Source organism: Erwinia mallotivora, from assembly GCF_000590885.1.
Lineage (GTDB): Bacteria > Pseudomonadota > Gammaproteobacteria > Enterobacterales > Enterobacteriaceae > Erwinia > Erwinia mallotivora.
The window spans coordinates 65,949-87,084 of sequence record NZ_JFHN01000034.1; the positions used below are offsets into that span (position 1 = coordinate 65,949).

The 21,136-nt window shown below is 52.7% G+C and carries 24 protein-coding genes; 6 read left to right on the forward strand and 18 right to left on the reverse strand.

Annotated features, from left to right (window positions below; translation table 11 throughout):
• Positions 1-2: 2 nt before the first annotated feature.
• Positions 3-914 carry a DUF808 family protein gene (locus BG55_RS06165; RefSeq protein WP_034935543.1) on the forward strand — a complete coding sequence of 304 codons (912 nt, stop codon included), beginning with the start codon at positions 3-5 and terminating at the stop codon, positions 912-914.
• 30 nt (positions 915-944) lie between these two features.
• On the forward strand, positions 945-1,076 hold the full coding sequence (locus BG55_RS23395) for a hypothetical protein (RefSeq protein ID WP_261640351.1): 132 nt from the start codon (positions 945-947) through the stop codon (positions 1,074-1,076).
• A gap of 150 nt (positions 1,077-1,226) precedes the next feature.
• Here BG55_RS23395 and BG55_RS06170 read toward each other — a convergent pair whose 3' ends face one another.
• Complete coding sequence (locus BG55_RS06170; protein ID WP_034935545.1) at positions 1,227-2,066, reverse strand: type 1 glutamine amidotransferase domain-containing protein; 840 nt, start codon at positions 2,064-2,066, stop codon at positions 1,227-1,229.
• A 450-nt stretch (positions 2,067-2,516) separates the two neighbouring features.
• Here BG55_RS06170 and BG55_RS06175 point away from each other — a divergent pair, with 450 nt between their 5' ends.
• The gene (locus tag BG55_RS06175; RefSeq protein ID WP_034935547.1) at positions 2,517-2,702 is read left to right on the forward strand and encodes a YodC family protein; all 186 of its coding nucleotides are present in this window, start codon (positions 2,517-2,519) and stop codon (positions 2,700-2,702) included.
• A gap of 48 nt (positions 2,703-2,750) precedes the next feature.
• Here the strand turns inward: BG55_RS06175 and BG55_RS06180 are convergent, their stop codons facing one another.
• Both BG55_RS06180 and BG55_RS06185 read right to left on the reverse strand, forming a co-directional pair.
• Positions 2,751-3,971, reverse strand: coding sequence for a glycosyltransferase family protein (locus BG55_RS06180; protein ID WP_034935549.1), 1,221 nt, complete (start codon positions 3,969-3,971; stop codon positions 2,751-2,753).
• A gap of 40 nt (positions 3,972-4,011) precedes the next feature.
• On the reverse strand, positions 4,012-4,806 hold the full coding sequence (locus BG55_RS06185; RefSeq protein ID WP_034935552.1) for a mannosyl-3-phosphoglycerate phosphatase-related protein: 795 nt from the start codon (positions 4,804-4,806) through the stop codon (positions 4,012-4,014).
• A gap of 901 nt (positions 4,807-5,707) precedes the next feature.
• Here BG55_RS06185 and BG55_RS21775 point away from each other — a divergent pair.
• Positions 5,708-5,866 carry a YqaE/Pmp3 family membrane protein gene (locus BG55_RS21775; protein WP_034935554.1) on the forward strand — a complete coding sequence of 53 codons (159 nt, stop codon included), beginning with the start codon at positions 5,708-5,710 and terminating at the stop codon, positions 5,864-5,866.
• 44 nt (positions 5,867-5,910) lie between these two features.
• Complete coding sequence (gene dsrB / locus BG55_RS06195) at positions 5,911-6,105, forward strand: protein DsrB (protein ID WP_034935556.1); 195 nt, start codon at positions 5,911-5,913, stop codon at positions 6,103-6,105.
• 157 nt (positions 6,106-6,262) lie between these two features.
• Here dsrB and BG55_RS06200 read toward each other — a convergent pair whose 3' ends face one another.
• From BG55_RS06200 to fliF, 15 genes are all read right to left on the reverse strand, one after another.
• On the reverse strand, positions 6,263-7,969 hold the full coding sequence (locus BG55_RS06200) for a methyl-accepting chemotaxis protein (protein ID WP_034935557.1): 1,707 nt from the start codon (positions 7,967-7,969) through the stop codon (positions 6,263-6,265).
• A gap of 196 nt (positions 7,970-8,165) precedes the next feature.
• Positions 8,166-8,801, reverse strand: coding sequence for a transcriptional regulator RcsA (gene rcsA / locus BG55_RS06205; protein ID WP_034935559.1), 636 nt, complete (start codon positions 8,799-8,801; stop codon positions 8,166-8,168).
• Positions 8,802-9,450: 649 nt separating this feature from the next.
• Entirely contained in the window at positions 9,451-10,236 is a 786-nt protein-coding gene (gene fliR / locus BG55_RS06210) for a flagellar biosynthetic protein FliR (RefSeq protein WP_034935561.1), read from the reverse strand.
• Positions 10,236-10,505, reverse strand: coding sequence for a flagellar biosynthesis protein FliQ (gene fliQ, locus BG55_RS06215; protein WP_034935564.1), 270 nt, complete (start codon positions 10,503-10,505; stop codon positions 10,236-10,238). The genes fliR and fliQ overlap by 1 nt, the downstream gene beginning before the upstream one ends.
• Positions 10,506-10,626: 121 nt before the next feature.
• Positions 10,627-11,361 (reverse strand): flagellar type III secretion system pore protein FliP, encoded by a 735-nt coding sequence (gene fliP / locus BG55_RS06220; RefSeq protein ID WP_034935565.1) that lies wholly within the window; start codon positions 11,359-11,361, stop codon positions 10,627-10,629.
• Positions 11,358-11,762, reverse strand: coding sequence for a flagellar biosynthetic protein FliO (gene fliO, locus BG55_RS06225; RefSeq protein WP_034935567.1), 405 nt, complete (start codon positions 11,760-11,762; stop codon positions 11,358-11,360). Before fliO ends, fliP begins: the two co-directional genes overlap by 4 nt.
• Position 11,763: 1 nt before the next feature.
• The gene (gene fliN / locus BG55_RS06230) at positions 11,764-12,165 is read right to left on the reverse strand and encodes a flagellar motor switch protein FliN (RefSeq protein WP_034935570.1); all 402 of its coding nucleotides are present in this window, start codon (positions 12,163-12,165) and stop codon (positions 11,764-11,766) included.
• Positions 12,158-13,165, reverse strand: coding sequence for a flagellar motor switch protein FliM (gene fliM / locus BG55_RS06235; RefSeq protein ID WP_034935573.1), 1,008 nt, complete (start codon positions 13,163-13,165; stop codon positions 12,158-12,160). Before fliM ends, fliN begins: the two co-directional genes overlap by 8 nt.
• Before the next feature lie 5 nt (positions 13,166-13,170).
• On the reverse strand, positions 13,171-13,650 hold the full coding sequence (gene fliL, locus BG55_RS06240) for a flagellar basal body-associated protein FliL (RefSeq protein ID WP_034935575.1): 480 nt from the start codon (positions 13,648-13,650) through the stop codon (positions 13,171-13,173).
• Positions 13,651-13,801: 151 nt separating this feature from the next.
• Complete coding sequence (locus tag BG55_RS06245) at positions 13,802-15,127, reverse strand: flagellar hook-length control protein FliK (protein ID WP_034935577.1); 1,326 nt, start codon at positions 15,125-15,127, stop codon at positions 13,802-13,804.
• Positions 15,124-15,570 carry a flagellar export protein FliJ gene (fliJ, locus tag BG55_RS06250; protein ID WP_034935579.1) on the reverse strand — a complete coding sequence of 149 codons (447 nt, stop codon included), beginning with the start codon at positions 15,568-15,570 and terminating at the stop codon, positions 15,124-15,126. Before fliJ ends, BG55_RS06245 begins: the two co-directional genes overlap by 4 nt.
• A gap of 15 nt (positions 15,571-15,585) precedes the next feature.
• A complete protein-coding gene (gene fliI / locus BG55_RS06255) occupies positions 15,586-16,947 on the reverse strand; it encodes a flagellar protein export ATPase FliI (RefSeq protein WP_034935582.1) in 1,362 nt (453 codons plus the stop codon).
• Positions 16,947-17,639: a flagellar assembly protein FliH gene (fliH, locus tag BG55_RS06260; protein ID WP_034935585.1), complete on the reverse strand. Its 693-nt coding sequence runs from the start codon at positions 17,637-17,639 to the stop codon at positions 16,947-16,949. Before fliH ends, fliI begins: the two co-directional genes overlap by 1 nt.
• Positions 17,632-18,624 carry a flagellar motor switch protein FliG gene (gene fliG / locus BG55_RS06265; RefSeq protein WP_034935588.1) on the reverse strand — a complete coding sequence of 331 codons (993 nt, stop codon included), beginning with the start codon at positions 18,622-18,624 and terminating at the stop codon, positions 17,632-17,634. The genes fliH and fliG overlap by 8 nt, the downstream gene beginning before the upstream one ends.
• Positions 18,621-20,357, reverse strand: coding sequence for a flagellar basal-body MS-ring/collar protein FliF (fliF, locus tag BG55_RS06270; RefSeq protein ID WP_034935591.1), 1,737 nt, complete (start codon positions 20,355-20,357; stop codon positions 18,621-18,623). The genes fliG and fliF overlap by 4 nt, the downstream gene beginning before the upstream one ends.
• A 238-nt stretch (positions 20,358-20,595) precedes the next feature.
• On the opposite strand from fliF, the gene fliE reads away from it, so the two are divergent.
• Complete coding sequence (gene fliE, locus BG55_RS06275; protein WP_034935593.1) at positions 20,596-20,907, forward strand: flagellar hook-basal body complex protein FliE; 312 nt, start codon at positions 20,596-20,598, stop codon at positions 20,905-20,907.
• The last annotated feature ends 229 nt before the right edge of the window (positions 20,908-21,136 follow it).

A 21,136-nucleotide genomic window follows, 5' to 3' on the forward strand; every position in this document is an offset into this window, starting at 1 on the left:
TTTTGGCAGGAAGTAGTTTACTGACGTTACTGGATGATATTGCCACGCTACTGGATGATATTTCAGTAATGGGAAAAGTGGCCGCGAAGAAAACCGCCGGTGTACTGGGCGATGATCTTTCACTGAATGCGCAGCAGGTCAGCGGCGTAAAAGCCAACCGCGAACTGCCCGTTGTCTGGGCGGTGGCGAAAGGATCTTTTATTAACAAGCTGATTCTGGTGCCACTGGCGCTGGTGATCAGCGCGTTTGCTGACTGGGCCATCACGCCACTGCTGATGGTTGGCGGCGCTTATCTCTGCTATGAAGGCGTGGAGAAAGTGGCAGAGAGTCTGCATAAAGATAAGAGCGAAAAAAGCGACAGGGCCAGAGAGCAGCGTCTGCGCAATCTCGGCAGTGAGCAGGCGGCGGAGTATGAAAAGAAGAAAGTGAAGGGCGCGGTACGTACCGATTTTATTCTTTCGGCGGAAATCGTGGCGATAACCCTTGGCATTGTTTCTGAAGCGCCGTTGCTTAATCAGGTGCTGATCCTTTCCGGCATTGCCATTCTGGTGACGGCAGGCGTTTACGGCATTGTTGCCTGCATCGTGAAAATTGACGATCTTGGCCTGTGGTTGCAGCAGAAATCGTCTGCTTTGGCTCAATCAGTCGGGGGGTTTTTGCTGGCTGCGGCACCGGTGCTGATGAAAATTTTATCGGTAGTCGGCACGCTGGCAATGTTTCTGGTGGGTGGGGGGATTATCGTTCACGGTATTGCCCCGCTGCATCATGCTGTCACTCATTTCACCGCTGATTACAACGGACTGCTGGCCTCACTGCTGAGTAATCTGGCCAGCCTGGTACTTGGTCTGATTGTGGGGTCGATTGTGCTGTTGCTGGTAAATGTGATTGCCAGGGCACGCGGAAAATCAGTATAAAGGCGGCTCAAGTCAGCTATGGAGCAATTAATGAAAGACGATATTTTTGAATTCGACATCGATGCCGAACTGGAACAGGCTGAAGCTAACGCAGAGAAAAAAGCCAGCGAAGTGCCGGATGATTTGGGCGATGAAGCCGACTGCGAAGGCTGTAAAATCTGACCTGGCTGGTTTCAGCTGAACGACGAAACACTTGCCTCTGAGCCTGAGCGTCGTGAGGGGACCTCCAGACCGTTATTACCCTCTCAGCTGTCAACCTGTTCATTTAAAAGCCGCTGCCCGATGCTGAATGGGCAGCGGCTTTTAATTTTCTTAATTTTGCGAATGGAGTCGGCTGACTAAAAGCTTACCCAGCGCCATCGCAGAGGCAGGATTCTGTCCGGTAATCAGTTCACGATCGGTTATTACATGGCTCTGCCATTTTTCATCTGCCGCACTGAATTCAGCACCTGCCGCCGTCAGCGCGGTTTGCGGTGTGAATTTCATTTTGCCGCCATTAAAAATACCCTCACTGGCAACTTCTTCCGGGTTAGTGAATGAGGTCATTTTATAACCTGCATAAATCCAGTTATGCGCAGTCGTTTGCGGATTTTTCTCAAGTTGATGGATGAACGTTGCCACGTCCGGCAACGCGGAAATTAAGGCAATCGGGCCATGGCAGACCAGCGCGGTGGTTTTACCTGCCTGATGAAATGCCCTCAGCAGACTGCCCATTTGCGGGCTGACCACCAAATCCTGCATCGGGGCGTGGCCGCCAGGCACAAAGACGGCATCGAAATGGTCATAGCCAATTTGTTCTACTCTGGAGAGGCTGATGACCGGGGAGTGTTGTTTATCAGTGATTTTCAACTGATTAAGCAGCTCAAGATGCGTATCCAGCGCGTGCTGATCGCCGCCAAAATCTTTCTTATTCACCGAAGCCTGGTCCAGCGTGGGGACTTTACCCAGCGGCGTGGCAAATGTCACCGTGTCGCCGTTATCAATCAGCAGTTTAACGGGCTGCATTAATTCATTGAGATAAAAACCCGTAGGATGATTTTTGCCATCCTGAAGAGTCAGCTGGTTGCTGTCTGACAGCACCACCAGAACGTTGGCAGCGTACGATAGCTGGCTGGTGGCAATTAATGCCACGGCGAGCATAGTCTTTTTCATTAATTACTTCTCCCTCTTCAGATAATGATTTTTAAATGGTACTTCCGCTGTTTATTCAGCGGGTTGTGATCTGTTGCGCAGCGATTAATTTACCGCAGGCGACTGCGTTGAGATATTTTCATTACTGATGAGAGTTATAAATAATTTCAATAACATAAGCTGAATGGATGCTTGAAATTAAGTGACAGAAAGACCGCGTTTTCCTTATATTCAACCCGTTGAACAAAAACCGATTAATGCGAAATGGCGAGAAATGCCCAGTGCTATTTTCCTGATACGTCGACTATCACGGACTGAAATCAGCTTTGATTTAACGTTTCTTTATTAGCAATTGCTTATTACGCAATAACAAATATTTTACTTATTGTTAAAGGAATAATTCGACAAGCGCTGCTATACCTAAAATTCACCGATTTAATTGTCTGGTCAATCCGTAACGGGAGAGAAGGTATGATTGTGGTCAGTGAAGAAGTACAGCTCAGAGAGGGCGGTCCGGCAATGATTGTTACCGGAACCGCCAGTGGTATGGTCGAATGTCGTTGGTATGATGGTTACAGTGTCAGACGGGAAGCTTTCAGAGAAGATGAGCTCTACCCGTTAAACAGCCCGGCGGAGCGGGTTAGTCGGTCTGCCTGAAAGGCGCTCGGCTTCAGTCCATTCATGCTGATAATTGCCGGATAAGCGTTAAATCTTACCGGCATTATCTTCTTCCACCGCCTGATAAATACGTTGCAGAATATCCGGAAATGCTGACTGCACCCGGCTCCAGCTGGGAATAAACGGTTTATCATTGGGGCGCTCGGTAAACGCCTGACCTGCTTCCAGAATGGATTGCGTGAACATTTCTACCGCCGCTTCTTCCGCATGTTGGTCAAATTTAAGACCATTCATGGTGGCTTCATGATTGTAAATTTCCATCATATCTAATGCATTGCGGTAGTAAGTCGCCTTCAGTACCCGAAATGAATCGCTGGTGATATTCACCCCCATGGTGGCCATCTTACGCAACAGCGACTGCACAATATCATTACTCATCCGACGCAGGCCGCCAGTGCCGTCTTCTTCAGACAGCGGTTGGTGTTTGTGGTCGTAATTGTCAGCGATTTCCACCTGGCAACTCTGACGGGTGGTGTAGTTGCGATAAATTTCTGAAAGTACGCCAATTTCCAGCCCCCAGTCGCCGGGAATTTTGATGCCGTTCAGCACATGGGTGCGCATGGCAAATTCACCTGACAACGGATAGCGAAAGCTACTGAGATAATCAAGGTACTCCGAATGGCCATAAACCTTCTGCAATGAACGCAACAGCGGGCCAACCAGCAGACGCCCGACACGGCCGTTAAGTTTATTGTCGGCTACCCTGGCATAAAATCCTTTACAGAACTCATACTGAAACGCGGGGTTGGCAAGTGGATAGAGCAGCCGGGCCAGCATTCCACGTTCATAGGTCACAATGTCGCAGTCATGAAGCGCCACGCAGGCTGAGCGGTCCGACGCCAGGGTATAACCGGTACAAAACCAGACGTTGCGACCTTTACCCGGTTGAGAAGGAGAGAGTCCTTCTTTATCAAGCTCTGCATCAATGCTCTTCAGCCTTGGGCCATCGTTCCATAAAATGCGGTGGCGCTGCGGCAGGCGGGAAAAAAACTCCCGCGCGTAGAGAAACTGATCGCGGTCGGCACGATCCAGTCCGATGACAATCTCCTCAAGGTAGGGAACCTTTGCCAGTTCATCGACAATATGACTGAGTGCCGGACCTTCCAGCTCGGAAAAAAGCGACGGCAGGATCAGCCCCATTTTGCGTTTGTCAGAAAACTGCACCAGATCCTTTTCCAGGTTTTCAACGCTGCGATCGGTCAGATTATGAAAATTAGTGATCACGCCATTTTGAAAAAAATCACTCATCGTTTTTCCCTCAAAAATTGCACCCTCAGGGCAGATTCAGTTAACCACTGATAAAATGTGTCAGGCCTTCACTCCAGCCCTCCGGGCCATAGCTGCTGCTGTAATAAATGTTATCCCGATCCTCGCGCGTCAGCTCCACGCGGTTCTTACTGTAACCTTTAATCACCACGGCGTAATCGACCCCATCAAGCATCGGAGCATCGTTTGGGCCATCGCCCAGGCCAATTGTCTGGCGGGTCAGCCCCTGCGGGTGTGGAAATTGGCGCAGTAATGCACTCAGCGCGGTGCCTTTACCCCGTCCCTGCTCCATGACATGCCAGAAACGTCCACCCTGAACCAGCGTCAGCTCTGCCGCGCTGAGTAACTGCTGAAAAGTAGTAAAATTTTCGCTGCTGTCGCGCCAGATAATGCTTTCTGAACCTTCGCGCATCCGGGCCAGGGTGGCATCGGCGGGGGTGAGACCGGTCCATTCCGCCACTTCGTGTGCGGTGACATCGGCAAATCCGGTAAATTTAAACCCATGCTGCTGACGCAATTTGTGCAACGCCTGGCAAAGCTGTGCATAGCTCCGATTTGCTTCTGGCGTCCGGTCGGCGAAGGGGAATTTCACCACTGCGCCGTTTTCAGCGATAAAAGGCGCGCCCTCGATACCCAGTGATTGTTGTAGTGGCAGGATCTCCGCTGACGTTTTACTTGAGCAGATAACAATTGGAATATTTGCGGCAGTAAGCCGTTCAACCCAGGGGCTGGCGGCTTCCCAGCTGTAGGTGTGATGATCCAGAAGTGAGCCATCAAGGTCAGTGACAATCATTAACGGGTCTGCAAGCGTCGGCATCCTCGTTCTCCTGTTTATGGGGCAAAAAAGTCTGGATAGTCTTCAGTATAGCGCTGCTGACAGGATCTGGATGATTGCTGAAAGCAGCGCCAGTGGTAGAAAATGAGGCTCCGGTTTCCAGGAATAGTCTTAAAGTTGTAGTGCCTGCAAATAAAGAATAACGGGTGATAAAAGACGCATTGCGCGGCGTAAAAGGCTTCGGGAGCCATCAGGCTGTAAAAAAACGCATTTTTGTGTAAATCCGCACAATTTCTCAAATTTGCCTCTGGCGGAAAACAGAGTACTCTCATCTGGCAAGCGAATTTCCTGTGTAACGAATTTTTTTGAACGTTTTCAACCCGGCCAGTGGTCGGGTTTTTTTATTGCTGTCTGAGAGGGCTTTCTGGCTCTGCCGCAATCTTTCCATTTAATCCGGGCGCCTGGCTCACTGCGGTATTTTAGTTCTGCTAATCCACTCAACCCCTTCTGTAATAAATGCTGAATTCCGACCTGTCCGCTGAGCCGCCGGTTTCTTTCTGGGGCAGTTATGGCAAAACAGTCAGGTGAGTCTGACAGACTTTCAACGATTGCTGTGGGGCAGATAAATGTATATGACCAGGTTGTCAGGGGAAAAGGGCAGGTAGTGCGGCAGAAAACTGATGGCAAAAAAAAAGCCCGCGCTGCGCGGGCAAAAATCCTTGTTACTTTTTAGGTTGACTGCGCCTTTGGGGTTGGTGCAGTGGAGACAGTGTATGTTGCAACCCTGTCAGAAGTCTTTCCGGGAAGTGTTAAAAAATTGAAAAGAATGTAGTGCGGAACCTCTTACGCATTTTTACACGCCAGCAGAAGCGACTTTTTCGGGTTACAGCTATACTAATCAATCGATTACAAATCGGTTTTGCAATCATATCCTGGAGGAAACATGGATTTTATTCGCATCATTATTGCGATTATATTGCCACCACTTGGCGTTTTTATGCAGGTGGGTTTTGGCGGCGCTTTCTGGCTTAATATCTTATTAACCCTTTGTGGTTATATTCCGGGTATTGTGCATGCGGTATGGGTGATTGCGAGACGCTGATCCTGACAAAAAACTTACCGTAACTACACAGAGGAGCTGAGAGGATGCAAGTGAACGACAGGGTCACGGTCAAAACTGACGGTGGACCCCGCAGACAGGGAACGGTACTGGCGGCAGAAGATTTCAGTGAGGGCACCATGTTTCTGGTGTCGCTGGATGATTATCCGTCCGGGATCTGGTTCTTTAATGAGACGGGCAATGAAGATGGCCTGTTCGTCGAGCCACTTTCAGAAGCCTGATTGCTGCTGTGATTAGCGGTCAGCAGTACATATACCACTGCTGACCGCCACTCCTCGCCAGCCTCAGCCGGTGAACTTATTATCTCAGGATATATTCAGAGGCCCACCCCTGACACCGCTTCAGGACGCGTTTGTCCCTGTTGAGGCCAACGCGTTCCTAAAACGTTTCCCAGTTATCACTGTTGGCCAGAGCGGGCCGTGGCGGCGCAGCCAGTACCGCGACTTTTGGCGGAGCAGTCTCCTGGCGGGCCAGGGGGCGCGACACGCTGTCGCTCAGGTGGAAGGCGGCAACCGCCTGAGTCAGTCGCGAAGCCTGCTCTTCCAGCGATGCCGCAGCGGCGGTCGCCTGCTCTACCAGCGCGGCATTCTGCTGAGTCACGTTATCCATTTCAGTGACGGCAAGGCTGACCTGCGAAATGCCCCGGCTCTGCTCGTCTGAGGCAGCGGCGATTTCAGCCATGATATCGGTTACCCGACGCACCGCCTCAACAATATCGGTCATGGTTTCACCTGCATGGCCCACCTCCGATGAGCCCTGGCCAATCAGGCTCACCGACTCAGCAATCAGTCCTTCAATCTCTTTTGCCGCTCCGGCGCTGCGCTGCGCAAGATTACGTACCTCGCTGGCGACAACGGCGAAGCCACGGCCCTGTTCTCCGGCGCGGGCGGCTTCAACTGCGGCATTTAACGCGAGAATATTGGTCTGAAAAGCAATGCTGTTGATTACCGTCGTTATCTCAGCAATCTTCTTCGAACTACTGGAAATATTATTCATGGTGTTAATCACCCCGTTGACAATATCTCCACCTTCGCGTGCTTTACCGGATGCATCCGCAGCCAGCTGGCTGGCGTGATGGGCATTTTCGGCGTTCTGTTTTACCGTGGCGGTCAGCTGTTCCATGCTGGCTGCGGTCTGTTCCAGCGCCGAAGCCTGCTGCTCTGTACGGGAAGAGAGATCGGTATTACCGGCGGAAATTTCACCGGATCCCTGATAAATTGCGACGGCCCCTTCACGTACCGCACTGACGGTTTTTATCAGCGACTGTTGCATCGTCTGAAGGTTACTGCCGAGTGTGCCGATTTCACCTCGTCCCCAGGGCTGTTCCGCAGCGGTCAGATCTCCACGCGCAATATGCCCGATGCGATCCACGGCCCGGTGCAGCGGGGCAATCACCACCCGGCGGAGAAAAATGAAGGTTGCTCCGGTCAGTAGCAGCGCGGCAGCAAAGGCACTGGCCATCATGATAAAACTGTGGCGGTTCTGCTGCCGGGCGGCGTCGTTAATGGCATCTGCCCGTTGTACGCGGATAGCAATGGCTTTCAGCAGGATATCGTTATAGGCATCATCCAGTTTTCGCGTAACGTCAGTTTCCTGAGAAATCACCCCTTCAAAGCTGCCGTCTTTGGCGCTTTTCACCATCGGCAACAAACCCTGCGTGATACAGGCTTCAAAGCGGGTTTTCAGTTCACCATCCAGTGCTTCATCGTCCGCAGTTTTAACCCGTCGATTCAGGTAAGCATTAAAGTTGTCTCTGGCAGACTGAATACGTTCCCCGGTCTGCTTCAGATTGTCATCAAAGGTGTCCATCTCACCGATGCGCGCCGCAGCGGCGGCATGAATGATGTTAAGGCGGGCGGTGCGCAGGTGGTTAGAACTGTTTGAGATAGCCATGCGAACCTGAATTTCTTCAGTAACATCTTTCAGGGACTGGTTACTCTGGACAAGAAAATAGCTGGCGAGGGCAATACTCAGGGCAAACAGCAATAAAATCGTCCCCAGGATCGTACCGAACAGCGGTACCAGCCGCAGGTTTTGCCAGAAACTTATCCGGGATGAACCGGCATTGGGGTGTGATGGTTTCATGTCCTTTTGCTCTCAGTCAGGGTAAATGATGCGAAGTCAGGTCTGATAAGAGAGCATCGGCACACTACGGGAAAGAATTAACATGAAATTGCGATCTGGTTAACAAAACCAGTAAAGAAAAACGCAGATGGAAAGGGCAGGTTGGGGGCAAAAGATAACAGCCGGAGAGAACCGGCTGCTATCGTGGTTAAAAACGTTATCTCACATTGACATAAATACCGCTGGTAACGTTATCCGTAAGACGAACGACATGATAAATAACCTGTTTGTTGTGTGTTTTAATTTTACGTTTAATATTTCCCTTGTGGGAAGAAACGGTTTTGGCCTTAATTTTCATTTTATCCGATATCTGAATGGTATCGTGGCCTGACATCCACATTTTCAGCATGTTAGATTCAGTCTGGCTCAAGGTCAGTGGATTAACATCGAACCCGGTGGAAAAACGTGGAGATATATTGACTCTCTTCTGAAAATAACTATAAAGCAGATTATCGAGCGTGGCCGGCTTTATTGATTTTGAGGTTATAATCAGGTTCTTACGAACATAAAGATACTCCTCAAAATGAATATTTGATATTGCCATAAAAATAAAAAACAGCGTGTCAGGATTGTGCATAATGATGGATCTTATGCGTTGACTGGCATCTGCTTCGTGGATAAAACAATTCTCGTTAATAAAAACCACGCCAGGCTGGACCTGCTGGCATCTGGTTTGTAGCTGATCGATATCAGTAACGGAGGTGATATTTTTCTTCTTTACCCCCTTCATGCTTAAATAATCTGTCAGCCCCAGTCGTGTATAGCTACATGTGTCCATTATAATTGTTGGCATTATTACGACCCTCACCAAATTGTTATCCGTTTGAATTAACGATGAATTACGCGATTGTTGTGTGACTAAAGTAAACATTCTTATTTCATATAGTTATAGGCATTGCAGCATTAAGCAAAACTGAAGCTTAACGCCTCACCATCCTGATCGTGCACAACAAGGCATTGGAATATACGCAGGATGACAAACAAACAACGCGCTGAAAAATAAAATTTTCCTCGCAAGATTGTCGGATTATTTGCCTTACAACAGCATTCGGCACTTTTTGTGAGTCATGCCACTATCCCGCAAAATACAGAGAAATCTGATAGGACGATTCCTAAAAAACATTCAGCGGATGAATGTTTAGTGCGACATGAATGTTGACAATGCCGGAAAAATTGTTCTGGCACAAGAAAAACCATGTGAAATAAAATTCCCATTGAAAACATACTGTTGTAATTCATGCCGCTGTTAACCTTCCTGCAACATTCCGAGCCTTTCCATAATCAAAATACGCTAATCAGCTTTTAATAAGAATGATTTTCATAGTGAAGAATCATTTATCAGATTTTCCTTAAGATGATTCTGATAAAAGTGGTTCGATAAATGCTAACAAACATTTTATTTGCTTAACTATGGTTATTTTCACGTAGGGCGATTCATTAATTTATCTGGCAGGAAGTTCACTAAGAATACTGGCGAGTAAATCAAATACTTCGCTAAAGAGATGCTCACAGAAAGGAGCCAACAGCGGCATCATCAGGCTCATAAATACCAGGCCTAAGGATAAGGTGACAGGGAAGCCAATAGCAAAAACCGAAAGCTGTGGTGTAACACGGTTTAACAAACCCAGGGCCAGGTTCAGCGTGAGGAGCAGAGTTATCAGTGGTAACGCTAATCGCAGTCCGTTAAGGAAAATCATGCCTGCCGCTTTAGTTAGCGCCAGATAAGCATTGCCATTAACCGGATCGCCACCAATCGGCAGCGTATGAAAACTGTCCGCCACCATTGAGATTAGCCACAGGTGCCCGTTAAAAGTCAGGAACAGCAGCATGGCGAGAATATCAAGGAATCTCGCCAGCACCGGCATGTTCAGACGACTGGCAGGATCAAAGAAGGTGGCAAACGACAGGCCCATCTGTAAACCAATCACTTCCCCGGCGGTGCGCACCGCCGCGAAGGCAAATTGCATGGTAAAACCTATCGCCACGCCGATAAGAATCTGCTGAAGCAGCAGCCAGAAGCCACTGACGGAGAACAGCGTCACATTGACCGGTGGCAGTGACGGAAGCAGGACATAGGTGATCATCAGCCCCAGCCCGACTTTAACCTTTCTGCTAATCGATTTCTCGCTGAGCAGCGGAGCGGTCATAATCAGCGCCAGAATGCGGGCGAGGGGCCAGAATAACTGTCCCACCCACATCAGCAGTTGATTGCTGTCGAAATGTAACATCAGCCAATCATATTCGGCAGGTTACTGAACAGCGTACGCATATAGTCCAGCACCAGATTGAGCATCCATGGACCGGCGACCACAATGGTTGCCACCACAGCAAGAATCTTCGGAATAAATGACAGCGTCTGCTCATTAATCTGCGTAGCTGCCTGCAACAGACTGATCAGCAGACCGCTTATCAATGCGGCCAGCAGCAATGGTGCCGCCAGCGCAAGCGCAACCTGCATCGCATCGTGACCAATAACCATAACCGATTCGGGTGTCATAAGAGACTCCGGATAAAATATTAACGTTTGCGACGGGGCGAAATGCGCCGTTGCCGCAATACTGCCGTTTTCCCGCCAGCGCGCTGAGCCGACAGCGGCCAGCGCTTAGTGCGGCACGCTTTTATGAATAAAAACTTTGAGCCAGCGATCCTATCAGCAACTGCCAGCCGTCAACCAAAACGAACAGCATCAGTTTGAAAGGTAAAGAGATGGTGGCGGGTGGCACCATCATCATTCCGAGCGCCATCAATACGCTGGCGACCACCAGGTCAATAATCAGAAAAGGAATAAATACGGTGAAACCGATCTGAAATGCGGTTTTCAGTTCGCTGGTGACATAAGCCGGCAACAAAATGCGCATCGGTACGGCTTCCGGCCCCTGAAGCGGTGGGGTATTTGCCAGCCGGGCAAACAGCGCCAGATCGGCTTCGCGTGTCTGGCGCAGCATAAATTCCCGCAGAGGCTGCGCGCCTTTATCAATCGCGACTTCCATACTGATCTTATCTTCACTGAACGGCAGATAAGCATCCTGATAAATTTTGTCGAACACCGGACCCATGATGAAAAAAGTCAGGAACAGGGCGAGGCCAAGCAGCACCTGGTTCGGCGGCGCGGAGGGCGTGCCAAGGGCATTGCGTAACAAGCCAAACACGATGATGATGCGGGTAAAGCTGGTCATCATCAGCAGAATCGCCGGCAGGAAGGTCAGCGAAGTGATAAACACCAGCGTCTGCACCGGCAGTGACCAGCTCTGACCGCCATTGGCCATCGGATGACTGACCAGGCCCGGCAGCTGGGCCTGCACGGCGGGCGTCAGGAGTAACAGCAGCGCTGGCAGGATAAAGGCGCGTTTCATTCTGACTTTCCGGGACGTTTAAGTAACTGCTGAAAAGCCTGGCGGAAATCTGCCGGGCTTTTCGGCGCAGAGACATTATCTTCTGGCGGCCTGGGCGGCAGGACATGCAGTAGTGAGATATTCTGTGCGGTAACGCCCAGCACCAGCCGGGCATCTTCCACATCAACGATCACCACGCGTTCACGCTGACCAACCTGGCAGCTGGCGCTGACGGACAGACTCTGTCCGGCGACGCCGCGTTTGGGAGCAAAGCCCAGTCGTCTGGCGAGCCAGGCGCAGGCCAGAATTAACAAAATAATAACCGCCAGTACGCTGCTGACCTGGGTCAGCGTGGATGCGGTGGAGATGGCGGGCTGACCGACCGTTGCGGGTTGTTGTGTCTGGCTGCTGCTGTTGTTCATATTAACGGCTCAGGCGACGCATACGTTCTGAAGGCGTAATAATGTCGGTAATACGCACACCATATTTATCGGCGACCACCACCACTTCACCCTGCGCAATCAGATAGCCGTTGATCAGAATATCCAGCGGTTCACCGGCCAGACCGTCAAGCGCCACCACTGAACCCTGCGTCAGACGCAGCAGCTCTTTGATGGTCATTTTGGTGCGGCCCAGCTCGACGGTCAGCTTGACCGGAATATCCATAATCAGGTCAATATCCTGCAACGATCCGGCAATATCATTGCTTTCGAGAGATTTAAACACCCCTTCGGTTGGTGCGCTGTTCGACTGCTCATTCAGCGCGTCAGCCCACAGGTCGTCCGCGGAGATGTCGTCTTCGGACGGCTTCTTGGTGTCACTCATCGGGCTGTTCCTCATTCATCGAATTCAAAATCGGGTTAATCAGATGTTCCACCCGCAATGCATACTGATTGTTCAGCGTGCCGTACTGGCTGGTTAATACCGGTACGCCATCAACATGGGCGATAATGCGATCCGGCTTATCAATCGGTAATATATCCCCTGGCTTCAGGGCCAGCAGGCGTGAAATACGCATCGACACATCGGCAAAATTAGCAATCAACTCCAGCTCAGAGTGCTGAACCTGTTTCACCAGCGTCTCGCGCCAGAAATGATCTTCCTGACGCGAGTTTTCCAGCGGTGGATTGACCAGCGTTTCACGCAGCGGCTCAATCATGCTGAAAGGAATACAGATATTGAATTCACCAATCAGGTTACCAATCTCCACCTGGAATGGCGTGGTGATGACGATATCGTTCGGTGAGGTGGTGATATTGGTAAATTTAACCTGCATTTCAGAGCGAACATATTCCACGTCCAGTGGATAAATCGGCTTCCAGGCTTCGCTGTAGCCTTCCAGCGCCAGCTTCAGCATTCTGCGGATCACTCGCTGTTCGGTGGCGGTGAATTCGCGTCCTTCCACCTTGGTCGGAAAACGGCCATCTCCGCCAAACAGGTTATCGACGGCAATAAACACCAGGCTCGGTGAAAAGACCACCAGCGCCGTGCCGCGCAGCGGCTTCAGATGGATCAGGTTCAGGTTGGTGGGCACCGGCAGGTTGCGGGCAAATTCATGGTAAGGCTGAATTTTGATCGCGCCGACGGTGATATCCGGGCTGCGGCGCAGCAGGTTAAACAGCGCCATCCGGTATGAGCGTGCAAAACGTTCGTTAATGATCTCCAGCGCCTGCAGGCGTTCACGCACCATACGACGCTGCGTATTGGGATCATAAGGACGAATGTTGTCGTCGCCCGCTTTGCTGGTGTTATCTTCAGCCGCGCTGTCGCTGTCACCGTTAAGCAGTGCGTCAATTTCTGCCTGAGAAAGAATACTGTCGCCCATTTTTCTTACCTCAGGATAAAAGCAGTGAACAGCACATCATTCACCTTCTGCTGAGGTTCACCTGGGACCAGCGGCGGTGCCAGAACGGCTTTAATCTGATTGATCAGGTCCTGCTTGCCCTGCTCATTACCCAGCGTAGCGGCATTCTGCCTGGACAGCAGCAGTAACAGGCGGCTGCGCACTTCCGGCAGATAATCGCTCATCCGGCGACGGGTATCTTCGTCGGGCAGACGCAGGGTAAAACCGACATACAATACGCGATCTGGATCGTTATCCGGATTGATCAGGTTAACGGTAAAGGTGTCCAGAGCGAAAAAGACCGGCGCTGGCGGTGGCTCAGGCTTGGCAGCCTGCGCCGTATCAGCGGGAGCCTTCATCATGCGCCAGACGAAATAGCCTCCCACGCTGCCTGCTATCACTAATACCAGCAGTATCAACGGGATCAGAAGCTTACGTTTGCCGCTTTTGGCTTTCTTATCGGTCATATGAGCTATAACTTCCTGTGAGTATTTTGGGGAGGGCGGCACCACGTAATCCGCTCCCCCGCAGCGTTATGGGCAGATTATCCCGCGTCCTGCATGAAACAATTGGCAGAAAAAGCGCGGGTTTTGCCGTCAGCTTTTGCGTTTGTAGTCATCAGGCGAAAATATCTACAGCACCGGTTCCGCTTGCCCGCGCCTGTAAGCTGGCGGGTACGGCAATCGCCGTGACGTCACTGTCATTCTCTGCACTAAGGCTGAAAGTGTTGCCGCCGCTGTTATTACGCTGCTGCTCCTGCTGACCACTGAAGCTTTGTCCCTGCTGGAAGGCATCGCTGCTGACGTTACTTTGTCCCAGGTTGATACCACTTTCCGCCAGTGCGCTACGTAATTGCGGCAGAGCGGCTTCCAGTGCGGCACGCACCTCACTGTGACCTGACACCATATTCAGCTGTGCCTGGTCGTTATCCAGTTTCAGGCTGATCTGAATACTGCCCAGATCCTGCGGATGAAGATGCAGCTCTGCGGTCTGTTGACCGTTGCGACTGAACATTACAATCTGCTGTCCCAGCGCCTGTTGCCATTCCGGACTGCCTAACTGCGAACTCAGTTGCGACGTCGCGGGTGCCGTTACCGTGGTGGTTGTGGCTGGCGTCAGTGCGGCAGAGGCGGCGCTGACGACATTACTGGTTATCGTCGTGGACGTGGAGGAACTTGAATTTTCTTTGTCAGTCTCTTTAGTTACGTGGCTCAGTACCTGCTGAAACGCGGTATTCAGCTGGCTGCTGTCAGCACTGTTTTTAGCCGCGCTGTTGCCGTTATTAGCGTTCAGTGACAGCGCAGCAGAAGACCTGTCGCTGGCTTTGGTGTTGGTGTTGCTCTCATCTTCGGTGCTGACGCCGTTATTGCCGGAGAGCAGTGACGCCAGCGTGGACTGTTTATCACCTTTAATGCTGTCATTCTCACTCTGAGCGTCAGTGCTGCCCGCCTTCAGGGCGGCCTGCGGCTGTTGCGCCGGTGGTAACATCGCAAACAGGGCCTGCATCGCCTGCATATCACTGTTGCTCAGCGTGGTGCTGGCGGCAGTGGTGTCCGTATTGCTGTCGGTGCTGGTCTGTTCGGTTTTACTGTCGGCGGCGGCTTTTACTGAGCTTAACAGCGAAGTCGTGGTTTCTGGCTGGTTGAGTGACGCCAGCAGTTTATTCAGCTTCGTTCTGGCCGACTGGCTGCCTTCAGCCACATCGGTGGTGCTGGTTTCGCTGGCCGGCGTGGTTACCGTGCCTTTCGCCACCGTTTGTCCCTGTAGTGCCTGCTTCAGTAATTTATTGCCCAGCAGGCTGAGAAATCCCTGGCTACCGGTATCCTGGGGATTATCACCCAGGCTTACGTCGGTGGTGGCGTCGCCCGTCGTCGCGGCGGAGCCGGACGAGGCCGTGGTGGTGCTGACTTTGGTGGCATTGACAACAATGGGCAACGTGTTCATTCGCCTTTCCTCAATGATGCCCGTTGGGCAAATTCATCCATCCGTTTCTGATCGAGACGGTTTTCCTGTAGTAATTCGTTCGCCAGCGCACGAGCCTGAAGGGTTTCGTAGGCGTGCAGCCGTTTCTGTTTATCGCGCCAGTAGCTGAGTGCTTTCTCCAGGCGACTGTCCCAGTGCGCCAGCTGCTGGCGATGCTGTTCAATGGCACTTTCCAGCGTGGCGATAAACTGATGATAGTTGTACCAGCGGGTGCTGTTGATGCCCTCTGACATATTATTGTTGAGCGTTTTACGGTACTCATCCTGGTAGTTAAGCAGCATCGACAGCTGTTCGTCAGCCTGCTTCTGCGCCCGCCGCACTTCGCCCAGCTGAATCGCGGCTTTATCGAGGTCTTTCTGCGCCAGATCGCACAGTGTGTCTATCGGTGAGGCTTGCTTGCTCATGCTCATCTCCACCCGTTAGCCAAAAATTGCCTGTAAATGCAGGCAGGCATCGTCATAAGTACTGCGTTCAAACATTCCCTGTTGCAGAAAAGTTTCCAGCTCAGGATAAAGTTTAATCGCTTTGTCCAGCATTGGATCGCTGCCTGCGGCATAGGCACCCACGCTGACCAGGTCGCGGTTACGCTGATAGCTCGACAGCAGCTGTTTGAACTGGCGTACCCGTGCGTAATGATTTTCATCGATCAGATGCGCCATTACGCGGCTGATCGAGGCCTCAATATCGATGGCCGGATAATGCCCCGATTCCGCCAGACGACGTGAAAGCACAATGTGACCATCGAGGATGGCACGCGCCGAGTCGGCAATCGGGTCCTGCTGGTCATCCCCTTCGGTCAGCACGGTATAAAAAGCGGTAATTGAGCCGCCACCATCAATACCGTTACCGGCGCGTTCGACCAGTGCGGGCAGTTTGGCAAAGACCGACGGCGGATAACCTTTGGTGGCCGGTGGCTCGCCGATAGCCAGCGCAATCTCACGCTGGGCCATGGCATAGCGGGTCAGGGAATCCATAATCAGCAGCACATGCTGACCACGGTCACGGAAATCTTCGGCGATACGGGTGGCGTAAGCGGCACCCTGCATCCGCAGCAACGGCGACACGTCCGCCGGGGCGGCGATAACCACGGCACGGGCGCGGCCCTCGCTGCCAAGAATGTTTTCAATAAAGTCTTTTACTTCACGACCACGTTCGCCGATTAATCCCACCACAATCACATCGGCTTTGGTGTAACGGGCCATCATGCCCAGCAACACGCTTTTGCCGACGCCGGAACCGGCAAACAGCCCCATACGCTGGCCGCGTCCGACGGTGAGCAGGGCGTTGATCGCCCGCACACCGGTATCCAGCACGTCGGTAATCGGCGTACGTTGCAGCGGGTTAAAGGGTGGGGTGATCAACGGTGCGCGATAACCGGTTTCCGGTGAAGGCAGGCCGTCCAGCGGCCGACCGCTTCCATCCAGCACCCGGCCTAACAGTTCCGGGCCCAGCATCAGCTGCTTACCGCTTTGCTGATTGTCCCCGGCCACGCGGGCATAAACCCGCGCGCCGGGCAAAATGCCTTCCACTTCTTCCAGCGGCATCAGAAACAGTTTCTGCCCGTTAAAGCCCACCACTTCGCTTTCCACCTCAGCGATACCGTTGGCGTCGGCACGTTCGATAACGCAGGTGGCACCCAGCGGCAGTTGCAGACCGGTGGCTTCAAGCACCAGACCGGTGGCGCGGGTCAGGCGGCCATAGCGGCGCACGTCGGGTAACTGCGTCAGACGGTGTTCGAAGGCGTCAAGTGCGCCCAGCCAGCGTGACAGGCGGGTACTCATCAGAGTTCCCCCGGTGCGGCAAGGCGGCAAAGTTCATGCCAGCGGGTGGCGATACTGGCATCCAGATCGCCATCTTCAGCGCTGACTTTACAGCCACCCGGATGGATAGTGCTGTCGGCAACCAGCCGCCAGTTATGCAGGCTGAGCGTCGCCCCCAGATTCTGCTCAATACGCGGCAGATCGTCCGGATGCACGCGCAGGGTGGGTTTGCCACTGAACATCGGTTCCTGCTGAATCATGCCCTGGATTTGCCGCAGCAGGGCGGTGCCGTCAACGTGCGGTGCCTGGCCGATCACCTGGCGGGCTGCTTCAAGCGCCATCTGCATCAGGCGGGCGGCAATCACGCTGTCAAGGGCCTCCAGCGTCTGGTGGAATTCTGAAACCAGCTGCTGCATCCGCGCCTGCAAAGGGGCCTGCTGCTGCTGCGCATCCATCAGCCCCTGCTGAAAACCGGCTTCGTAACCGGCTCGTTGCCCTTCGCTGTAGCCTTTCTGCTGGCCTTCGGCGTAACCCAGACCCTGTGCTTCATTGCGCACCTGCGTCTGCAACTGTTCCAGCTCAAACTGCTGCTGGTTGAAGGACTCTTCCGGTTGCGGGACCGGCTCGTCCAGCGGTTCGCTTAGCGGCTTGTTCAGCTGGCCCAGGTCGTTGGGCTGCCAGCGTTGCCAGGGCAGGGATGCGTTATCAGACATACTGTTCCTCGCCACCGCCGATTACCATCTCGCCGCTCTCTGCCAGACGACGAACAATAAGCAGGATCGCTTTCTGTTCGTTCTCGACCGCAGACATACGCATCGGTCCCCGGTTTGCCAGGTCGTCGCGCAGGATATCGGCGGCGCGCTGGGACATGTTGCGCAGGAATTTCTCGCGCAGTGGTTGGTCGGAGCCTTTCAGCGCGATCAGCAGCGATTCGGATTCCACTTCCTGCAACAGACGCTGGATACTGCGGTCGTCGACTTCCACCAGGTTTTCGAACAGGAACATCTCGTCGATGATTTTCTGTGCCAGTTCGCCATCGAATTCGCGCACCGCTTCGATAACGGCTTCTTCCTGCTGCGTCTTCATCAGGTTGATGATTTCCGCTGCGGTTCTCACGCCGCCCATCTTCGCACGTTTGAGGTTCTGACCGTCGAGCAGGCCATTGAGCACTTCGGTCAGCTCGGCCAGCGCGGCAGGCTGCACCCCACCAAAGGTGGCAATACGCAGCATCACATCGTGACGCAGACGCTCGTCGAACTGCGCCAGAATATCGGCCGCCTGCGCGCGTTTCAGATGGACCAGAATGGTGGCGATGATCTGCGGATGTTCGTCGCGGATCAGATCGGCAGCCGCCTGTGGTTCCATAAAGTTAAGCGTTTCCATACCGCTGGTGGTTTCGCGGGTTTCCAGAATGTCTTCCAGCAGGCTGGAAGCACGCTCTTCGCCCAGCGCTTTCACCAGCACGGTACGCAGATAGTCATTGGAGTTGACGCTCAGCGCGGCGAACTGTTCCGCATCCACTTCAAATTCACGCAGCACTTCGGTCAGCTGCTTATGCGACACCTGACGCATATTAGAGATAGCGGCACTCAGGTGCTGCACTTCGCGGGTGCCGAGGTGTTTGAACACCTCCGCCGCGCGGTCTTCGCCAATGGTCATCATCAGGATGGCGCTTTTTTCGGTACCGTTAAGACTCATAGTTCGTCCTTCATCCACTGGCGAATGACCAGAGCCACCACGCGTGGGTCATTTTCTGACATTTCACGAATGCGTTGGCTCATTACCTCAGCGCTCATGCGGTGCTGAGACTTACGTTCCTGGTCAAGTTCATCTTTCGACAGCTTGACGGAGACAGCATCTTCATCCTGAGAGCGATTCTGCTGGGCGATAGCCACGGCTTCGGCGGCGACTCTGTCCTGTTCCGCTTTACGACGCAGCTGTGGGCGAACCAGCTTGCGATACAGGATCCAGGCCACAATCAGCACCAGCAACCAGCGACCGGCTTCCATAATCTGGTCGATAAACGACTGCTGCTGCCAGAATGGCAGGTCGCCACCGGTTTCTGCGGTTTCATTAAACTGCGAGTTGACCACGTTGAGGCTGTCGCCGCGTTTATCTGAATAGCCCATCGCTTCGCGGGTCAGATTTTCAATCTGCTTAATCTGTGCATCGCTCAGTGCAATCGGTTTACCCGCCGCGTCGGCCTTGTAATTGACCACTACTGCTACTGACAGACGCTGTACTTCACCCACATTCATTTTGGTGTGAAGAATGGTGCGATCCACCTCATAGTTGGTGGTATTCGCGTTGCTGGTATTAGATGGAACGGTACTCTTACTGCTGTTGTTCTGATTCGCGTTGTTATTCGCCGTATTGCCATTCGCATTGTTGCCATTTGCGTTGTTGCCATTCGCCTGATTGTTATTGTTGTTGGGCGTGGTAACAGGGGCACTGTTGGCAGGAGCAGGCTGATTGGACAGGGCACCGGGGACACCACCCGGATACTGGCCACCAATCTGCTCGCTACTGTTGGTCTGACGTGAACGAATAGCCTGGTTAGCCGTGTCGCTGTTCGGCTGGTATTTTTCGTCAGTCTGTTCACGGCTGTTAAAGTCAATTTGCGCGGTGACCTGCGCGTGGACGTTACCGTTGCCCACAATGGGGTTAAGGATAGCTTCGATACGCTGCTGGTAACGGTTCTCCACATCGGTGGCATATTTCAGTTGCGCATCATTCAGGTCGCGACCGGCATTGTCAGACTGGGTCAGCAAATGGCCTGCCTGGTCAACAACGGTCACGTTGCCCGGTGGCAGCCCGGCTACGCTGCTGGAAACCATGTGCACGATGGCGCTGACCTGGCCCGGATCGAGTGCGCGGCCAGGTTGCAGGTTGAGGGTGACGGAGGCGGTCGGCGATTTCTGCTCACGGACAAACAGGGTCGGTTTTGGCATGGCGAGATGGACACGAACATTTTTCACCGGGCCTAAGGTTTCAATCGTGCGTGACAGTTCACCTTCCAGCGCACGCTGGTAATTGACCTGTTCGCTGAACTGGCTGATACCGAATTTTTCCTGGTCCAGCAGCTCAAAGCCTACCGCGCCGCCTTTCGGCAGCCCCTGCTGGGCAAGACGCAGGCGCAGTTCGTAAACTTTTTCAGCGGGTACGGTGATCGCGCCGCTTTTGTCATCGAACTGATAGGGGATGTTCATCTGGGTCAGCTGAGTGATGATCGCGCCACCGTCCTCATCGCTGAGGTTGTTATAAAGCACACGGTAGTCGGGCTGTCTGGCCCACAATACCATGGCGATAACAATGGCGATGGCCGCCGCCGCTGCAATGATCATCGGGATGCGAGGATTAGCGCGTAGGCGAGCGAAAAGGTCGTTCAGGCCTTTCTTCTCTGGTTGATCCTGCGTGACAGTTGCATTCATGACTCTTTCCTGCCTGACAGTTGACCGGACTGATTCGTGTAGTGTCGTAACAAAACTGACTCCCTGAGCGACTTACAAAAAATTTTCACTTCTGATACCTGCCATTATTTTCTTAAACCGGAAATTCGATGGGTGGATAAGCCATCTTTTTTGCTCTCATTTAGCGGCTTTGTCCGTTTGACACTGTGTTAAGTTTTGCAGCAGTGAAATTACCGCTGTGCAACAACCGGAGATCAGAATGGCAATTCAGGGTATTGAGAGTGTGATTCAACAGCTGCAAACCGCAGCGGTGAAAGCGAGTGGCGGCACGACCGAAGCAACGAACCAGGCTGATTTTGCCGGTGAGCTGAAGGCGGCGCTGGATAAAATCAGTGACACACAGAATACGGCGCGCACGCAGGCGCAGGATTTCGAGCTGGGCAAGCCGGGTGTCAATCTGAACGATGTGATGGTGGATATGCAGAAGTCATCGGTATCGATGCAGATGGGCATTCAGGTACGTAACAAGCTGGTCAGTGCTTATACCGATATTATGAATATGCAGGTGTAGTGGGCTGATTGACGGCCATAAATTCGTCAGGTTCTTTTAACCGGGGCACCATACGGCGCTGTGGCATTCGACGTGAGTTATGCAACCCGCGAAGGTGGGATGTCGGTTCCGGCATCCTGCTGTCATTTGTGCTGCCCGTCATTTACCCGCAGGGCAGCAGCGGTGCACCTGTTTACCGGCCGAAGAGGTTGCGTTTAAAAATGGTGATGAGTTGTCTGGCGAACAATGG

Coding starts and splice junctions, on each gene's coding strand:
- dsrB (WP_034935556.1), top strand. CDS start 5,911: ATGCAAGTGAACGACAGGGTCACGGTCAAAACTGACGGTGGACCCCGC.
- fliF (WP_034935591.1), bottom strand. CDS start 20,357: ATGAATGCAACTGTCACGCAGGATCAACCAGAGAAGAAAGGCCTGAAC.
- BG55_RS06245 (WP_034935577.1), bottom strand. CDS start 15,127: ATGAACACGTTGCCCATTGTTGTCAATGCCACCAAAGTCAGCACCACC.
- BG55_RS23395 (WP_261640351.1), top strand. CDS start 945: ATGAAAGACGATATTTTTGAATTCGACATCGATGCCGAACTGGAACAG.
- rcsA (WP_034935559.1), bottom strand. CDS start 8,801: ATGCCAACAATTATAATGGACACATGTAGCTATACACGACTGGGGCTG.
- fliP (WP_034935565.1), bottom strand. CDS start 11,361: ATGAAACGCGCCTTTATCCTGCCAGCGCTGCTGTTACTCCTGACGCCC.
- fliR (WP_034935561.1), bottom strand. CDS start 10,236: ATGTTACATTTCGACAGCAATCAACTGCTGATGTGGGTGGGACAGTTA.
- BG55_RS21775 (WP_034935554.1), top strand. CDS start 5,708: ATGGATTTTATTCGCATCATTATTGCGATTATATTGCCACCACTTGGC.
- BG55_RS06180 (WP_034935549.1), bottom strand. CDS start 3,971: ATGAGTGATTTTTTTCAAAATGGCGTGATCACTAATTTTCATAATCTG.
- fliN (WP_034935570.1), bottom strand. CDS start 12,165: ATGAGTGACACCAAGAAGCCGTCCGAAGACGACATCTCCGCGGACGAC.
- fliI (WP_034935582.1), bottom strand. CDS start 16,947: ATGAGTACCCGCCTGTCACGCTGGCTGGGCGCACTTGACGCCTTCGAA.
- fliQ (WP_034935564.1), bottom strand. CDS start 10,505: ATGACACCCGAATCGGTTATGGTTATTGGTCACGATGCGATGCAGGTT.
- BG55_RS06175 (WP_034935547.1), top strand. CDS start 2,517: ATGATTGTGGTCAGTGAAGAAGTACAGCTCAGAGAGGGCGGTCCGGCA.
- BG55_RS06185 (WP_034935552.1), bottom strand. CDS start 4,806: ATGCCGACGCTTGCAGACCCGTTAATGATTGTCACTGACCTTGATGGC.
- fliM (WP_034935573.1), bottom strand. CDS start 13,165: ATGGGCGACAGTATTCTTTCTCAGGCAGAAATTGACGCACTGCTTAAC.
- fliL (WP_034935575.1), bottom strand. CDS start 13,650: ATGACCGATAAGAAAGCCAAAAGCGGCAAACGTAAGCTTCTGATCCCG.
- fliG (WP_034935588.1), bottom strand. CDS start 18,624: ATGAGTCTTAACGGTACCGAAAAAAGCGCCATCCTGATGATGACCATT.
- fliE (WP_034935593.1), top strand. CDS start 20,596: ATGGCAATTCAGGGTATTGAGAGTGTGATTCAACAGCTGCAAACCGCA.
- fliH (WP_034935585.1), bottom strand. CDS start 17,639: ATGTCTGATAACGCATCCCTGCCCTGGCAACGCTGGCAGCCCAACGAC.
- fliO (WP_034935567.1), bottom strand. CDS start 11,762: ATGAACAACAGCAGCAGCCAGACACAACAACCCGCAACGGTCGGTCAG.
- BG55_RS06200 (WP_034935557.1), bottom strand. CDS start 7,969: ATGAAACCATCACACCCCAATGCCGGTTCATCCCGGATAAGTTTCTGG.
- fliJ (WP_034935579.1), bottom strand. CDS start 15,570: ATGAGCAAGCAAGCCTCACCGATAGACACACTGTGCGATCTGGCGCAG.
- BG55_RS06170 (WP_034935545.1), bottom strand. CDS start 2,066: ATGAAAAAGACTATGCTCGCCGTGGCATTAATTGCCACCAGCCAGCTA.